This window comes from Stenotrophomonas aracearum (assembly GCF_031834615.1).
Lineage (GTDB): Bacteria > Pseudomonadota > Gammaproteobacteria > Xanthomonadales > Xanthomonadaceae > Stenotrophomonas > Stenotrophomonas aracearum.
This window is the reverse complement of sequence record NZ_CP115543.1, coordinates 1,619,101-1,635,247: the sequence shown is the minus strand read 5'-3', so window position 1 is coordinate 1,635,247 and position 16,147 is coordinate 1,619,101. Positions and strand designations below refer to the sequence as shown.

Sequence of the window (16,147 nt, the reverse complement as noted above, 5' to 3'; positions counted from 1 at the left end):
CTCGTTGCCAAGGCCGCGTGGCGGAGCCCTTCCTGCCTGATCCGGATGCCCATGCGATGACCCCTACCCTGCCTGCTGTTCCCTATTCCCCGGCCGTCGAGCACCGCGATGCGGATGAGGACGCCACCATTGCCGAGATGGTGAAAGTGTTCACGGATATGGCCCACACCGTGGCGGCGCATGAAGGGCACGCGCATCGCGCCGTGCATGCCAAAGGGCACGCGCTCCTGCGTGGACGCTTCCGGGTACTGGATGGGCTGTCGCCCGAACTTGCGCAGGGCTTGTTCGCCGCGCCCGGCGAATTCGACGCGCTGGTGCGATTGTCGTCGCCGCCGGCCGAACAGCTGCCGGATACCGTATCCACCCCGCGTGCAATGGCGGTCAAGATCCTGGACGTGCCCGGCGCCCGCGTTGAAGGCGGCGACGAGCTGCACAGCCAGGATTTCCTGATGGTCAATGGACCGGCATTCAACACGCCGGGCATCGGCGGCTTCCTTCGCTCGGCCAAGCTGCTGGCCGCCACCACCGAGCGCATGCCCCGGACCAAACAGGTGATCTCGGCAACGCTGCGCGGTACCGAGGCAGCGCTGGAAGCCGTTGGTGGACAGAGCGCGTCGTTGAAGGCGCTGGGCGGCGAGCCACAGCACCATCCGCTGGGGGAAACGTTCTTCACCCAGGTTCCGTTCCGCTATGGCGACTACATCGCGAAGTTCTCGTGGGTGCCGGTTTCGCCGGCGCTGGTGGCACTCACGGGGACGAAACTGGAATCGGAGCCAGACACGCAGCGCGATGCGATTTCCGCGTTCTTTGCAGCACCCGGCGCCGTTGCCGAATGGGAACTGCGCGTGCAGCTGTGCCGCGATCTGGAGAAGATGCCGATCGAAGATGCATCGGTAGTCTGGCCGGAAGACCTCAGCCCGTACCTGCCCGTGGGTCGGCTCGTGGTGGAAGCGCAGTCGTCCTGGAGCACCGATGCCGAAGCGACTGAAGATGCCCTCGCCTTTGCGCCATGGCACGCGTTGGCGGCGCACCAGCCATTGGGCAACCTCAACCGCGCGCGACGCGTGGTGATGGCGGCCTCGCGGGAATTCCGCTCGAGGTTCAACCGCTGCCCGATCCACGAGCCGACCAGCACCGCCGGGACGTCCGATACCCTGCGGTAGGGCGGGGCTCTGCCCCGCTGCATTTCGCGCCATGCAGGCAGCCACGCAGGGCGTGGCTCTACCGGGGGGTGTAGATGATCCTGCCTTCGCGTACGGTCATCTGCACATCCGCGAAGGCTTCGGTGGACTGCTGTGGATCGCTGCCCAGCATTGCCAGATCGGCGGCGTAACCTTCGGCCAGCCGTCCACGCTGGGTGGCGTCGCCGAACCGCGATGCGGGCGCGGTGGTCAGGCTGGTCAGGATCTGCCGCCAGTCGAGGCCGGCGGCGGTCATCAGCCGGTATTCCAACCGGGTGTCGTAGACCTCGGTGTAGCCGGCGTCGGTGCCGAACAGCACCTGCCCGCCGCCGTCGGCCATCGCCTTCACCTGCTGCTGGGCATTGCCGACGAAACGCTTCACCACCTCGTCCGGAACGCCCTCCTGCCGCAGGTGGGCGTCGAACAACGACAGCGTCGGCACCAAGGCCATGTTCTTTGCTTTCAGCCGCGCCACCAGCTCCGGCGACCACGGGCCTGCATCGGGCGCGGTATGCGCCAGCACGTCCACGCCGCTGGCCTCGGCAACCTCGAGCCCGGCCATGTTGGTCGGATGCGCGAACGCCGGCTTGCCATGCGCGTGCGCGGCGGCCACGGCCGCGCTGGCGACGTCCACCCGCATCGGCAGTACCCCTTGCGGGCCGCCCACGATTGCACCGGTGAAGACCTTCACGCCGTCGGCGCCAGCATCCAGTTGGGCTTCGGCGCGTTGGCGCGCCTCTGCGGGCGTGGCGACTTCCGCGCTGATCGTGCGGGTCTGTGCCCACAGCTCGCGCACGTAGATCGGCGTTCCGTGCTCGGGGTAGAACGGCATGTCCACGGTCAGCAGGCGCGGTCCCTGGACCTCGCCTTTTGCCATGCGCGTGCGCAGCGCGCCGACATCGCCCGGCAGGGAACCGATGTCGAACAGCGTGGTGAAACCCCACTTTCCGAAGCGGTCGCGCAGTGCGTCCTGCAGCGCCTGCGGCGCCTGCGCGTCGGGCTGGTGGAACGGCGGGGACATCAGGTGCACATGGCTGTTCCAGAACCCGGCGGTCACGCTGCGGCCCTTGCCGTCGATGATGCGGGTCCCTTCCGGCACCTTCACCTTGCTGCGAGGGCCGACCGCAGTAATGCGTCCGTCACGGACCACCACCGTCCCATTGGTAATCGGGGCGGCGTCCGGTGAAGGAAACACCTGCGCGCCGACGATGGCAAAATCCTCTGCGACAGCGGGGCCAGCCAGCAGCAGCGCGGCAGCGAACACGACGGGTTTCAGCACGGTACGGGACATGCAGGCTCTCCTTGGCGTCTACCTCAAGGCTACTGCACTACGGGACCCGCAGAAGGGCCGTTAGTCAGGGTGCCGCCCGGCGTGCGTCCGTGGGTCAGTCGCCCTTGCCGCGCCGTTGCTGCGCATCGAAGCGCTGCATGGATTCGCGGATCAGCGCCTTTGCCTCTGCCGCGTTGCCCCAGCCACTGAGCTGCACCGGGTTCCGACCCTCGGGCAGGTCCTTGTAGACCCGGAAGAAGGCCTCGATGCGCTGGCGTTCGATCAGCGGCAGGTCCTGCAGGTCGCGGATGGTGGCGTAGGTGGGGTCGATCTTGTCGGTGGGCACGCCGATCACCTTCTCGTCGTGCTCGCCCTTGTCCACCATTTTCAGGTATCCGATCGGACGGAAGCGCACGATCACGCCCGGGTGCAACGGCTCACGGGTGAGGACCAGGGCGTCCAGCGGGTCGTTGTCGCCGGCCAGGGTGCGCGGCATCGAGCCGTAGTTGGCCGGGTACGCCACCGGCATCGACTGGAAGCGGTCGACGTGGACCAGGCCGTCTTCCTTGATCTCGTACTTGGTGAAGCTGCCGGCGGGGATTTCCACCGCCAGGTTGGCTTCTTCCGGCGCTTCCTTCGGTTGCGCAGCCAGGAACGGGTGCAGGACCGCGTTGCTGGCAACGCTGGCGCCGGTGAGCAGGAGCAGCGCGGCGGTGAGGACGAGAAGCGGAAGGTGGCGATTCATCAGCATCATTCCCAGCATCGGTCGGCGCGACCCTTGAGGGTCTCGGTACGCGCGCAGTCGCGCGGGGCGATGCGGCCTTCGGTCAGCTCGGTCTTGCGCTTGCTGCCGTCGGCCGCGCGGGTCAGTTCGAAGCCGTCGTACAGGCGGCCGGTCACCGTGCGGGCTTCATAGCGCAGCTGCTGTGGATCGATCGTGAGTACCTGGAACAACTGGGTATCCTCACCAACCGGCGCCATGGTCGCGCGCGCCTCGTCGGACAGCCGGTACTGCTTGGGACCGGCCACGGTGACCACGTACTGCGGGGTGGCATCGCTGCCTTCGCCGCGACGGCCATAGGTGTGGTCGTGGCCCTGCAGGACCAGGTCGACGTCGTGGCGACGCACCACCGGCAGCAGTACGTCGCGCAGCTCGGCATTCTCACGGCCTTCGCGCGGCGAGTAGAACGGCTGGTGCAGCAGCACGATGGTCCAGCGCTGGGTGTTGTCCGTGAGCACCTTGTCCAGCCACTGCGCCTGCGCCTTGGCCGTGCCCAGGTCGAGCGCGGACGTCCCATCGAGCACCACGATGCGCACGCCCTGATGGTCGAACCAGTAGGTGCTGGTGGAGGCGGCGTCCACGCCATTGCGCGGCAGTGCGAACGTCACCGGCCAGTGCTTGCCCAGTACGCGGCGTTCCTGCGGGGTGTCTTCAAATTCTTCGAAGTACTCATGGTTTCCGATCGCCGGCGCCACCATGGTTTCCTGCGGCAGCCAGCCGGCGGCGGCGAACCACTCGCCCCACTCGCTGTCGTCCTGTCCGTCGCCGCCGCTGACCAGGTCGCCGGCGAACAGCGAAAGCGTCGCGGTAGGGGCCGCCTTGATACCGGCGCGCAGCACGCGCGAGACGTGGCTCAGGTTCTTGTTCTGGGTGTCGCCGAAGTACAGCAGCGTCAGCGGCTTGTCTGCCGTCCCGGCCGTGCGCAGCTGGTTCCAGGCACTCCAGGTGCCGTTGCCCTGCACCCGCCACAGATACAGCGTGTCCGGCGCGAGGCCGGTCACGTCTGCACGGTGGTGGTTGGAGGCGCCCAGCTCGGTGGTGAGCGCGGTGGTCGTCGCGGTCACCCGGGTCACCTTGCCCACGTCCGGCGAGTCGCCGCCCACGACCCACTCCAGCACCGGTGACGTCACCGTGCCATCGGTGCGCCAGGCCACGCCGAAGCCGCGCGCGGCGTCCTGCGCCGGCGAGGCGACGATGCGGTCCGGGAAACCCGTAGCGGCGTAATGACGGTTACCCACCGGCACCTGCGTGTTGGGTTCCACCTGGGTCGCGGTTTTGGCCGATGCAGCCCCCGAACAGAGCAGCAACGCCAAGCCCAGCGCCTTCACACAATCACGCACGGACATCAGTTTTCACACTCCAGCGGCAAGGACAGTTGCTTGGCCACGCTGGCCCAGTCGAAGGCGACCACACCCTGGTCGTCGTGCACCGCATACAGCGCGCCGTGTGGGAAGCGTGGCGACGCCGCCATGCTCATCCAGATGCCATCGGTGTTGGCCACCGTGTTGCCCTGGAACGCGCCCACATGCTTCAACGTGTGGCGGTCGAACAGATGGAACACGCTGCGCTGCTTGCCCTGCTCGGTGGTGATCCACCAGCCGTCCTTGCCGCAGGGGCGCAGCATCACGCCTTCGGCCTGTGCCTTGAAGGCGTCGCGGCCGAAGGTGGTGCCGGTGAATTTGCCTTCCAGCGTGTAGACCTTGAACTCGCTGGCGTAGCTTTCATCTTCCTCGGCGATCAGCAGGCGGTCGTTGGCCGGGTCGCCCCAGATCGATTCGACCACGCGCAGCGCGCCGGCTTCGCTGGTGTCGCCGATGCTGGACACCAGCTTCGCCTGCGCCTTGCCGTCCTGCACCTGCAACGCGTAACGACGCACGCGCTTGTCCAGTTCGGCCAGCGGCGGCAGCACGTCGTTGCCCTGCGCGTCCTCGCCGGCGTCGTAGGAGTCGGTGACGTACACGTCATAGCCATTGGCCAGTTTGTTGACCCACAGGCCGTACGGCTTGCGCAGGTCATCGGCGGCGAACACGCCCAGCGGGGTGAAGTCCGGCAGCTGCAGGACCTGCACGCGATGGTTGTCGCGCTCCACGATCAGCACCAGGTCATCGACCACGGCAATGCCGTTGGGCCGGACGAACTGGCCCGGCGCGGTGCCGGTGCTGCCCACGTCGCGCACGTGCGCGCCGGTCTGGCCGTCGTAGACCACCAGCTTGTCGGTGGCCTTGGCGGTGTCGATCAGCCACACCTGCCCGTCCGGCGTGGTCCAGCTGGCCGGCGAGTCGATGTTGTCGGCCGGGGTCATCGGAGTCAGGAAGGCCTCGGCCACGGTGGCCACGGCCCGGTTGGTGGTGGTCGCCGTCGCGGCGTCCACCGCCGGTGCGGCCGGCGCCGGTGCCGCCGCGGGCTTGCAGCCGGCCAGCAGCGCCACGGCCAGCAGGCTGGCGACGGGAGCGGCGCGCATCACAGCGCCACCTTCAGGCCCAGTGCGTAGGTGCGGCCATACTCTTCGTTCTGCAGGGTGCGCGAACGCACGCCCTGGTAAAGCTCCAGCGGCTTGTCGAGCAGGTTCTGCGCTTCGAAATAGACGCTCACGTTGTCGGTGATCTTGTAGTCCAGGCTGAAGTCGAGCTGGGTGTTGGGTGCCACGAAGATATCGTAGGCGCCGCTGTCCCCGAGCGTATCCAGGTACTCGCTGCGGTACACCGCGGCCAGGCGGGTGCTGAACCCTTCCTTTTCATACCCCAGGTGCGCGCTGTACACGTGCTTGGAGGCGCGCGGCAGGGTGAAGTCCTCGTCGGCACGCCCGTCCAGGCCCGGGTCGAAGTCGGTGTCGAGCCAGGTGCCGCTGGCGCCGACCAGCAGGCCGTCCCAGCCCGCCGGCAGGAAGCTCAGCTGCTGCTGCCAGTTGAATTCGGCGCCGTAGACCTTGGCGGTGTCGCCGTTGATCACGCGGGTGACCTCGAAGCCCGGGTACTCCGGGTCGCTGTCGCTGACGGTGTTGACGATGTAGCCGTCGATGCTCTTGTGGAACAGGCCCAGCGAGACGATGCCGGTGCTGCCGATGTAGCGCTCCAGCGACAGGTCCAGGTTCTTCGATTCGTACGGGTCCAGCTCGGGATTGCCGATCCGCACTTCCTCGTCGCCGCGGTTGTAGCCGATGCGCGGCGCGATGTCGCCGAAGGACGGACGCGAGACGGTCTTGTTGGCGGCCGCACGCAGCACCCAGTCGCTGCCGGCGTCATAGCGCAGGTGCAGGCCGGGCAGCACGTTGGTGTAGCTGCGGTCGGCAGTGAGCGGGGTAACGGTGTAGCTGCGGCCATTGGCGGCCACGTCCACCTGGTTGCCGGTCGCCTGGAACTGAGTGTTCTCCACGCGCACGCCGCCGATCACGCGCAGGTTGCCGATGTCCCACGTGCCCATGGCGTAGGTGGCGAAGATGTCTTCGCTGGCGGTGTAGTCCTCTTCCAGCGAGGTCATCGCGTTGGCACCGACGTCCTGCGGACGGGCGCTGTACTGGCTGCCGAACTGCGCCCAGTAGCGGCGCATGGCGTCCGAGCTCATGCCCTGGCCGAGGCTGCCGCCGCGGTGGTCGGGGCTGGAAGTGGTCCAGTCGGACAGGGCCACGTCCGGGCCGACCCGCAGTTCGCGCTCGTCGGTATCGACGTCGCGGTCGCGCCAGCGGCCGAGCAGGCCGAACTTGTAGCTGCTGTTGTCGCCGTCGAAGCGCACGTTGATCTGCGCGCTGTGTTCCTTGTCGTCCACGCGCTTGGGCGAGAGCACGAAGCGGTCGAAGTCGTAGTTGCCGTTGTCCATCCAGCTGGCATCGCTGAGCGAGTAGCGCGGGATGCCGCTGTTCTGGTCCACGGTGGCGGCCAGGTCGTCGCCGTTGTACTCGAAGCGCGCTTCCATTTCGTCGTTGACGCGCTCTTCGGTGCGGGTATAGCCGACCTTGTAGTCGACCACCGCGTTGGTCAGGCGGTTCTCACCGCCCAGGCTCGCCGCAAAGGTGTTCTCTTCCTTGGTGCGGTAGCGCATCCGCTTCTGGATGGCATCGGCCGGCAGGTCGTCGACCCGGAACTGGTTGTTGCCCAGTGCGGTGACCTCGCCGTCGCCGAAGTTGAAGATGGCGCGCTGGCGGGTTTCGGCATCGTCGAACTGGCTGTAGAGCGTGCGCAGATAGTACTGGCTGTCTTCGCTGGGGCGCCAGTCGAAGTTGAGGTTGGCGCCGATGCGCTTGCGCTCGATCTCGTACTTGCGGTGCTGCAGGCTGGTGGCGAACAGATCGTCTTCGCTGCCGCCGTCGAACTCGCCGTACTCCACTTCGGTGTTGTCGGACTCGAACTTGCGGTTCTGGTAGTTCACGCCCAGCGCCACGCCGAAGGTATCGGCGAACACTTCGCTGTAGTTGAACGCGGCCTTCGGGCTGGTGTGGCCGGACAGGTCCTGGTGGCTGGCTTCGATCTTGCCGCGCAGGCTGCGACCGTCGCGGTCGAAGGCCGAGGCCGACTCGACCAGGATCGCGCCGCCGATGGCATCGCCGGGCATGTCCGGGGTGGGCGACTTGACCACGCGCAGGCGTTCGGTGGAGTCGGAGGGGATCACGTCCAGCGGCGCGGCGCGGCTGGAGTCTTCCGGCGTACCGACCGAGACGCCGTCGATGCTGACGCTGTTGAGGTTGGCGTCCAGGCCGCGCACCACCACGAAGCGGCCTTCGCCCTGGTCGCGGGTGACGCTCACGCCCGGCAGGCGCTGCAGCGACTCGGCCACGTTCTTGTCGGGGTACACGCCCATGGAATCGGACGAGACCGCGTCCTGGATCGCGTCGCTGCTGCGCTTGAGGTCGACGGCGCGGGTCTGCGATTCCAGCTGCGGACGGACTTCCACGCGGTCCAGTTCGGTGGCCGCCGCAGCGCCGGCGAGCTCCCCGCTCGCGGCGGCCACGGCGGGTGCGGTGGACAGGACGAGCAACGACAGGCTGATGGCCAGGCCCAGCGGCGATTTGTTCTGCACGAGATCCCCAACGGTGTAAAGATTGGGTCAGCACGGTATGTCCGCGAGGTTTCATGAACGTGACACCGGTGGTGATTTCGCGTCGCGCCAGCCGCCTCTGGCCGGGTATGGGGCGGCTGCGGCAAAATGGCATCCTCCCCGTTTTGCTGGCATTCCCATGAAAATCGTCGAAGTTCGCCACCCGCTGGTGCAGCACAAGATCGGCCTGATGCGCGACGCGTCCCTGAGCACCAAGGACTTCCGCGAACTGGCCAATGAGCTGGGCGGCCTGCTCGCCTACGAGGCCACCGCCGACCTGGACACCGAAGCCCACACCCTTCCGGGCTGGGCCGGCCCGGTCACGGTGCAGCGCATTGCAGGCGCCAAGATCACCGTGGTGCCGATCCTGCGCGCGGGGCTGGGCATGCTGAGCGGCGTGCTGTCGCTGATCCCGGCGGCGCGGGTCAGCGTGGTGGGCCTGCAGCGCGACGAGGAAACCCTGCAGCCGGTTCCGTACTTCGAGCGGCTGACCGGCCGCCTGGAAGAACGCGACGCGCTGATCCTGGACCCGATGCTGGCCACCGGCGGCACCCTGATCGCGACCATCGACATGCTCAAGCGCGCCGGCGCACGCCGCATCAAGGGGATCTTCCTGGTGGCAGCCCCGGAAGGCATTGCCGCGGTGCAGGCGGCGCACCCGGACGTGGAGATCTTCACGGCGGCGATCGACGAGCGGCTCAATGAGCGCGGCTACATCCTGCCGGGGCTTGGCGATGCCGGCGACCGCATCTTCGGGACGCGTGTGGTGGGTTGAACCTCACGCCAACGCGCGCGCCTTCAACTCACCCTGTTCGTGGGCCGTTCCGAAACGGCCCTTCTCATCGCGGGTCACCTGCGCGAGCGCGACCTGCGGGTCGTGGGTAAAGAACAGATGCACGTTGCGGGCCAGCTTGTCTTCCAGGAAGCTGCGCTTTTCGTCGATCAGCAGCTCGGCGTTGCGGTCGTAGCCCATGGTGATCGGAACATGCACCCATGAGCGCCCGGGAATCAGGTCGGCGCAGAACACCACGCCCCCGCGCGGCTGGCCTTCGACCTGTTCGGGCCCGACGATCTCGGCCAGCATCAGCCCCGGCGTATGCCCGTCACTGAAACTGAAACGCACGCTCTGGCCGAGGGTGCGCGAATACGGCCCCTGCACGGTCTCCAGCCGACCGCTGTCCTGCAGCAGCTGCGGCAACTCGGGAATGAAACTGGCGCGGTCACGGGGATGCGGATGCAGCGCGCGTTCCCAATGTTCGGCACCGACCAGGAAGGTGGCATTCGGGAACAGCAGCTCGGGCCCCCGTCCTTCGCTCCACGGCGCCAGCAGGCCACCGGCGTGATCGAAGTGCAGATGGCTCAGCACCACCACGTCGATATCTTCATGCTCGAAGCCGGCTTCGCGCAGCGACTCGATCAGCACATGGCTGGGTTCCTGCACGCCATAGCGATCACGCAACTTAGGCTCGAAGAACGCACCAATGCCGGTCTCGAACAGCACCGTCTTGCCGGCCAGCGGACTGGCGAGCAACGCGCGGCAGGCCAGTTCGATCCGGTTGAGATCGTCGGGCGCCGCCCATTTTTCCCACACCGCGCGCGGCGCATTGCCAAACATCGCGCCGCCATCGAGCTTCTGTGAGTTACCGCGGATCGACCATAGTTTCATCGGTAAATTATCCGGCGGCCGGCGTTAATAAATCGCTACGTAACCCCGGTAGTGCCGGGCTCTGCCCGGCATCCGCGTTTCCCGTGGGCACCGACCAACTCTCAGAGGGTCGGCGGGGATGGGTTTGCGGGGGAATGAGCGGCATGGATGCCGCGACTTAGCCCCCATGGATGGGTTTACGGCGTCCCCCGCAAACCCATCCCCGACGGCCCTGACCAGGCGAACCTCGCACGCTGCAGCTGTTCGCCTGAATCCAACAGCGAGCTGGGCAGAGCCCAGCTCTACAGAGGGTGTGCAATCCGATCAGCGAGATCGCACGCAATCCGAGGAGCCGGCCGGCGTCCGGCACTACAGGTGCAGATCAGTTCGACTTGGAAATCTCACCGCTGCCTACCGGATTGCGCGGGTCGCTGCCGACGCTGAGCACATTGCTGCGGCGGTTCCATTCGACCGTCTGCAGGTTGCCCCAGACGTGGCTGGAGCCGCGGCCGCCTGCCGCGCTGTTGCCCGGCAGGTCGATCTTGTGGCCCATCGCCTGCAGCTGCTTGATCGTCGCCTCGTCGAACGCGTTGCTTTCCGCCTCGATCACGTCCGGCAGCCACTGGTGGTGGAAGCGCGGCAGCGCCGCCACCTGCTGCGCGTCCAGCCCATCGTCATAGCCCAGCACCCCAAGCAGCACCATCGTGATGATCCGGCTGCCGCCCGGCGTGCCCAGCACCACCACCTTGTCCGCCGACTCCATGAACGTCGGCGTCATCGAACTCAGCATCCGCTTGCCCGGCTTCGGCGCATTCGCCGCATAGCCCATCACCCCGAACGCATTCGGCGTACCCGGCTTCAGCGCGAAATCGTCCATCTCATTGTTCAGCAGCACCCCCGTGCCCGACGGAATCAGGCCCGACCCGTACAACAGGTTCACCGTCTGCGTCGCGCCTACCCGGTTGCCCTCGCCATCGATGATCGAGAAATGCGTCGTCTCGTCATCTTCCAGCGGCGTCGGATTCCCCGACAGCAGATCGCTCGGCGTCGCCTTCTCCGGATGGATCGTCGCACGCAGACCCTGCGCGTAATCGCGGCTGGTCAGCACCTTCTGCGGAATCTGCACGAAATCCGGATCGCCCAGGAAGAACGTACGGTCACGGAACGCACGACGCATCGACTCCACCACCAGGTGCGTCCGGTGCGCCGGATCCATCGACTTCAGGTCCCAGCCTTCCAGGATCTGCAGCATCGACGCCAGCGCGATCCCGCCCGACGACGGCGGCGACGCCGTGGTCACCTTCCAGTCCCGGTAATTGAACACGATCGGCTCGCGCTGCTTGACCCGGTAGCCCGCCAGCTCGTCCGCCGTCCACTTGCCACCGGCCTGCTTCACACCCGCCAGCAGCAGCTTGCCGGTCTGGCCCTTGTAGAAACCATCGAATCCGCCGGCCGCCAGCCGCTCCAGCGTCTGCGCCAGTTCCGGCTGCTTGAATACATCGCCCTCGGCAATCGGCTTGCCGTTGCGCAGGTACACCTCCCGCGTACCCGGGAAACGCTCCATCACCTCACGGCGCGACGCATAGCCCTTGGCCATGCGCGCATATACCGGGAAGCCCTCGCGCGCGATCCGGATCGCCGGTGCCAGCGAATCCTTCAGCGGCAGCGTGCCGTGCTTCGCAGACAGCTCCACCAGCGCCGCTGGCAGGCCCGGAATGCCGGCCGACCACGGCCCGTTCACCGAACGGTCGCGGTCCAGCTCGCCCTGCTTGTCCAGGAATGCTTCCGGCGTGGCCGCAGCAGGCGCCGTCTCGCGCGCGTCCAGCATCACGTCCTTGCCGGTCCGCGCATCGTGCAGCAGGAAGAACCCGCCACCGCCCAGCCCCGAACTGATCGGTTCGACCACCGCCAGCGTCGACGACACCGCCACCGCCGCATCGAACGCATTGCCGCCCTTGGCCAGGATCTCCATCCCCGCCTCCGTGGCGAGGTGATGGCCACTGGCGATCGCCGCGCCATCCGGGTGGGTGGCCAGCGGCGCCTTTGCAGGCTCAGCGGCCCAGAGCGCAGGGGTCCACAGCAGGACCAGCAACAACCAGCGACGCGACGGCTTTTTCATTCGGGGGAAGACTCCGCATACAGTTCGGGATGATCGCGCTGCAGCCCATGCAACTTGGCCAGCAACGCCTCCTGGGTTTCCGGAATGTCCGGATCGGGATCGATGCATTCCACCGGGCACACGACCACGCATTGCGGTTCGTCGAAATGCCCCACGCATTCGGTGCAGCGTGCAGGGTCGATCACGTAGATGGTTTCACCCATCGAAATGGCCTGGTTGGGACAGGCCGGCTCGCATACGTCGCAGTTGACGCAGAGCTCATTGATTTTCAGCGACATGGCGTTACTCCACGCCAGTGCCGGCAAAGGGAAAGCGGCGCCCCCTCGCAGGGACGCCGCCCGGGCCGCGCACAGGGCGCGGCCGCCATGGCACGGCTTACTTGGCTTCTACGAAGATGTACTCGGCGCCGGTCGGCTGCACGATCGACTGCACGCGGGCGTTGTCAGCGGCCTGGCCGATGAACACCACGCGCACACCCTTCATCGAGTCGGCGGACACGTCCTTGAACACGGACTGGATCATGTCGGCCATCTTGCCCGAGGCAGACGAACCGAAGGCCAGCATGTTGCCCGGCTGCACGCCACGGGCGACCGCAGCGGTAGCGCTTTCGACCTGGCGGTCGTACTTGGCCTGGAACTCCGGATCCGATTCCGGCGCCAGGTAGTACAGGAACGGGCTGTTGGTGATGTTGCCCATGTTCTGCACGGCCACGGCCTGCAGGTACTTCTTCCAGCCCGCATCGTCGTCCTTGGACGGGGCGACCAGCGCCTGCTGGGCTTCGGCGACCGGCGCGGCTTCTTCCTTCTTGCAGGCGGTGAAAGCCAGCGCGAACGACGCGATCAACATGGCACGCATGGTGTTGTTCATGGAGTCTCCCTCTTGGTGATTCTTGGTATGTGTAGGTCTTGGGGTTACGACGGGCCCGACTTCGCTTCGCGGACCTTGCGCAGCGCCTCGAGTACCGAGGCCGGCACGAAGCCGGACACGTCACCACCAAGGCGGGCGATCTCGCGGACCAGCGAGGACGAAATGAAGCTGTGCTGCTCGGCCGGGGTCAGGAACAGCGTCTCGACCTCCGGGATCAGGTGGCGGTTCATGCTGGCCATCTGGAACTCGTATTCAAAATCGGACACCGCGCGCAGCCCGCGCAGCAGCACCCCACCCTGCTCGGAGCGCACGAAATGCGCCAGCAGGGTGTCGAAACCGCGCACTTCCACGTTGCGGTGGTGGGCCAGCGCGTCCCGCGCCAGCGACACCCGCAGCTCCAGCGGCAGCGAAGGCCCCTTCGAAGGGCTCTGCGCCACGCCGACCACCAGCTTCTCGAACAACGGCGCGGCCCGGTTCACCAGGTCGATGTGACCGTTGGTGATCGGATCGAAGGTGCCCGGGTATACGGCGATGCGGCGATTGGCTACGGTCATGCGGACGCTACGCGTTCTGATCTGGTGAAAGTGTAACAGTGGCGCGGCGGTACAGGGCAAAGCCGACCTCGCGGGTGCCCCCCTCCCGGTGCAGCAGCCAGCCCGGCGGCAGGCGCAGGGTCTGCCCCGCCGGCGACTCCAGGTACAGCCAGGCATCGGCCGCCAGGTGCGGCCCCAGCCCGGCCAGGACGCTGTCCCACAGGCCATCGGCGAACGGCGGGTCGATGAACACGATGTCGGCCAGCCCCGACGGTCGTTGCGCCAGCCAGTGCAGCGCATCGGCCTGGACCACCTCGACCTGGGCCTGGGCGCCCAGCCTGGCCACGGACTCCCGCAGCTGCCGGGCCAGCCCGGCATCGCGCTCCACCAGGGTCGCCTGCGCCGCACCGCGCGACACCGCCTCCAGCCCCAGCGCCCCGCTGCCGGCGAACAGATCCAACACCCGGGCCCCGCCCAGGCGCGGCGTCAGCCAGTTGAACAGGGTCTCGCGAACCCGGTCACTGCTGGGTCGCAGGCCCGCCACCAACGGCACCGGCAGTTTGGTATTACGCCATTTGCCGCCAATGATGCGGACCTGGCCGACGGGGGCCGAAGCGGGAGAGCGTGCTTTCATGTGTGAAGAATACCGTAGAGCCGGGCTCTTCCCGGCTGAACCTTGAATTTGGGACAGTGCGTCCCTACCCCTTGAGCCAGCCGCCGCGCACTGCGCGCCACCGCATTCAAGGAGCACCGTCGCATGACCGAGCAGACCCACAAAGAGACCCTGGGCTTCCAGACCGAGGTCAAGCAGCTGCTGCAGCTGATGATCCACTCGCTGTACTCCAACAAGGAAATCTTCCTTCGCGAGCTGATCTCCAATGCCGCCGACGCCGCCGACAAGCTGCGCTTCGAAGCGCTGACCCAGCCGGAACTGCTGGAAGCAGCCGGGCAGGGCCCGGCTCTACCCGGCGGCGGTGAACTGCGCATCCAGGTCAGCGTCGATCCGCAGGCGCATACCGTGACCATCGACGACAACGGCATCGGCATGAGCCGCGACGAAGCCATTGCCCACCTCGGCACCATCGCCAAGTCCGGCACCGGCGACTTCCTGCGCCAGCTCTCCGGCGACCAGAAGAAGGACTCCCAGCTGATCGGCCAGTTCGGTGTCGGCTTCTACAGCGCCTTCATCGTCGCCGACCAGGTCGACGTCTACTCCCGCCGTGCCGGCCTCCCGGCCAGCGAAGGCGTGCACTGGTCCTCGCGCGGCGAAGGCGAATTCGACGTCGAAACCGTCGACAAGCCCGAGCGCGGCACCCGCATCGTGCTGCACCTGAAGGACGACCAGCAGGACTTCGCCGATGCCTGGCGCCTGCGCAGCATCATCAAGAAGTACTCCGACCATATCGGCCTGCCGATCCAGATGGTCAAGGAACACCACGGCGAAGACGCCCCGGCCGAGATCGAATGGGAAACCGTCAACCGCGCCAGCGCACTGTGGACCCGCCCGCGCAGCGAGATTACCGACGCCGAGTACCAGGAGTTCTACAAGCACGCCGCGCACGACCACCAGGACCCGCTGGCGTGGAGCCACAACAAGGTCGAAGGCAAGCTCGAGTACACCTCGCTGCTGTACGTGCCCGGCCACGCCCCGTTCGACCTGTACCATCGCGACGCGCCCAAGGGCCTAAAGCTTTACGTGCAGCGCGTGTTCGTGATGGACCAGGCCGAGCAGTTCCTGCCGCTGTACCTGCGCTTCATCAAGGGCGTGGTCGATTCCAACGACCTCTCGCTGAACGTCTCCCGCGAAATCCTGCAGTCCGGCCCGGTCATCGACTCGATGAAGTCCGCGCTGACCAAGCGCTCGCTGGACATGCTGGAGAAGCTGGCAACCGACAAGCCCGAGGTCTACGCCGGCTTCTGGAAGCAGTTCGGCCAGGTGCTCAAGGAAGGTCCCGCCGAAGACTTCAACAACCGCGAGAAGATCGCCGGCCTGCTGCGCTTCGCCTCCACCCATGACGCCAGCGGCGAGCAGAGCGTGTCGCTGGCCGACTACCTGGGCCGCATGATCGAAGGCCAGGACAAGATCTACTTCCTGACCGGCGACAGCCATACCCAGGTCAAGGACAGCCCGCACCTGGAAGTGTTCCGCAAGAAGGGCATCGAGGTGCTGCTGCTGACCGACCGCATCGACGAATGGCTGATGGGCTACCTGACCGAGTTCGACGGCAAGTCGTTCGTCGACGTCGCCCGCGGCGACCTCGACCTGGGCGCGCTGGAAAGCGCCGAGGACAAGCAGGCCCAGGAAGAAGCGGCCAAGGAAAAGCAGGGTCTGGTCGAGCGCCTCAAGACCGCGCTGGGCGACGAGGTGGCCGACGTGCGCGTCTCGCATCGCCTGACCGACTCGCCGGCGATCCTGGCCATCGGCGAACAGGACCTGGGCCTGCAGATGCGCCAGATCCTCGAAGCCAGCGGCCAGAAGGTGCCCGACAGCAAGCCCGTGTTCGAGTTCAACCCGGGCCACCCGCTGATCGGCAAGCTCGACCAGGAAGCCGACGCCGGCCGCTTCGGCGACCTGAGCCGGGTTCTGTTCGACCAGGCCGCGCTGGCGGCCGGCGATACGCTGAAGGACCCGGCCGCCTACGTGCGCCGGCTCAACAAGCTGCTGCTGGAACTGTCGGCCTGATGGTGTGGGCCGGCCCCACCCGGGGCCGGCCATGCGGTCA

At 66.9% G+C, this 16,147-nt stretch carries 14 protein-coding genes; 3 read left to right on the top strand and 11 right to left on the bottom strand.

Going from position 1 to position 16,147, the window contains the following annotated elements; translation table 11 throughout:
- Positions 1–56: 56 nt before the first annotated feature.
- Entirely contained in the window at positions 57–1,163 is a 1,107-nt protein-coding gene (locus PDM28_RS07640) for a catalase family protein (RefSeq protein ID WP_311184345.1), read from the top strand.
- 58 nt (positions 1,164–1,221) lie between these two features.
- Here PDM28_RS07640 and PDM28_RS07635 read toward each other — a convergent pair whose 3' ends face one another.
- The 5 genes from PDM28_RS07635 to PDM28_RS07615 form a co-directional block, all read right to left on the bottom strand.
- Complete coding sequence (locus PDM28_RS07635; protein ID WP_311184344.1) at positions 1,222–2,472, bottom strand: amidohydrolase family protein; 1,251 nt, start codon at positions 2,470–2,472, stop codon at positions 1,222–1,224.
- 94 nt (positions 2,473–2,566) lie between these two features.
- On the bottom strand, positions 2,567–3,196 hold the full coding sequence (locus tag PDM28_RS07630) for an inorganic diphosphatase (RefSeq protein WP_425507645.1): 630 nt from the start codon (positions 3,194–3,196) through the stop codon (positions 2,567–2,569).
- Between the two features lie 5 nt (positions 3,197–3,201).
- Complete coding sequence (locus PDM28_RS07625) at positions 3,202–4,581, bottom strand: purple acid phosphatase family protein (RefSeq protein ID WP_311184668.1); 1,380 nt, start codon at positions 4,579–4,581, stop codon at positions 3,202–3,204.
- Positions 4,578–5,693, bottom strand: a complete 1,116-nt coding sequence (locus PDM28_RS07620; protein ID WP_311184342.1) for an NHL repeat-containing protein — start codon at positions 5,691–5,693, stop codon at positions 4,578–4,580. Before PDM28_RS07620 ends, PDM28_RS07625 begins: the two co-directional genes overlap by 4 nt.
- Positions 5,693–8,242 (bottom strand): TonB-dependent receptor, encoded by a 2,550-nt coding sequence (locus PDM28_RS07615; RefSeq protein ID WP_311184341.1) that lies wholly within the window; start codon positions 8,240–8,242, stop codon positions 5,693–5,695. The genes PDM28_RS07620 and PDM28_RS07615 overlap by 1 nt, the downstream gene beginning before the upstream one ends.
- 157 nt (positions 8,243–8,399) lie before the next feature.
- On the opposite strand from PDM28_RS07615, the gene upp reads away from it, so the two are divergent.
- Positions 8,400–9,035 carry a uracil phosphoribosyltransferase gene (upp, locus tag PDM28_RS07610; RefSeq protein ID WP_102945729.1) on the top strand — a complete coding sequence of 212 codons (636 nt, stop codon included), beginning with the start codon at positions 8,400–8,402 and terminating at the stop codon, positions 9,033–9,035.
- A gap of 3 nt (positions 9,036–9,038) precedes the next feature.
- Here upp and PDM28_RS07605 read toward each other — a convergent pair whose 3' ends face one another.
- The 6 genes from PDM28_RS07605 to rsmD form a co-directional block, all read right to left on the bottom strand.
- Positions 9,039–9,926 carry an MBL fold metallo-hydrolase gene (locus PDM28_RS07605; RefSeq protein ID WP_311184340.1) on the bottom strand — a complete coding sequence of 296 codons (888 nt, stop codon included), beginning with the start codon at positions 9,924–9,926 and terminating at the stop codon, positions 9,039–9,041.
- Between the two features lie 361 nt (positions 9,927–10,287).
- Positions 10,288–12,024, bottom strand: coding sequence for a gamma-glutamyltransferase (ggt, locus tag PDM28_RS07600; RefSeq protein ID WP_311184339.1), 1,737 nt, complete (start codon positions 12,022–12,024; stop codon positions 10,288–10,290).
- On the bottom strand, positions 12,021–12,302 hold the full coding sequence (locus tag PDM28_RS07595; protein ID WP_070209088.1) for a YfhL family 4Fe-4S dicluster ferredoxin: 282 nt from the start codon (positions 12,300–12,302) through the stop codon (positions 12,021–12,023). Before PDM28_RS07595 ends, ggt begins: the two co-directional genes overlap by 4 nt.
- A 97-nt stretch (positions 12,303–12,399) precedes the next feature.
- On the bottom strand, positions 12,400–12,891 hold the full coding sequence (locus PDM28_RS07590; RefSeq protein WP_102945732.1) for a hypothetical protein: 492 nt from the start codon (positions 12,889–12,891) through the stop codon (positions 12,400–12,402).
- Positions 12,892–12,935: 44 nt separating this feature from the next.
- On the bottom strand, positions 12,936–13,445 hold the full coding sequence (gene coaD / locus PDM28_RS07585; RefSeq protein ID WP_070209086.1) for a pantetheine-phosphate adenylyltransferase: 510 nt from the start codon (positions 13,443–13,445) through the stop codon (positions 12,936–12,938).
- Between the two features lie 7 nt (positions 13,446–13,452).
- Positions 13,453–14,058: a 16S rRNA (guanine(966)-N(2))-methyltransferase RsmD gene (rsmD, locus tag PDM28_RS07580; protein ID WP_311184338.1), complete on the bottom strand. Its 606-nt coding sequence runs from the start codon at positions 14,056–14,058 to the stop codon at positions 13,453–13,455.
- Positions 14,059–14,181: 123 nt separating this feature from the next.
- On the opposite strand from rsmD, the gene htpG reads away from it, so the two are divergent.
- Complete coding sequence (gene htpG / locus PDM28_RS07575) at positions 14,182–16,107, top strand: molecular chaperone HtpG (RefSeq protein ID WP_311184337.1); 1,926 nt, start codon at positions 14,182–14,184, stop codon at positions 16,105–16,107.
- Positions 16,108–16,147 lie beyond the last annotated feature (40 nt).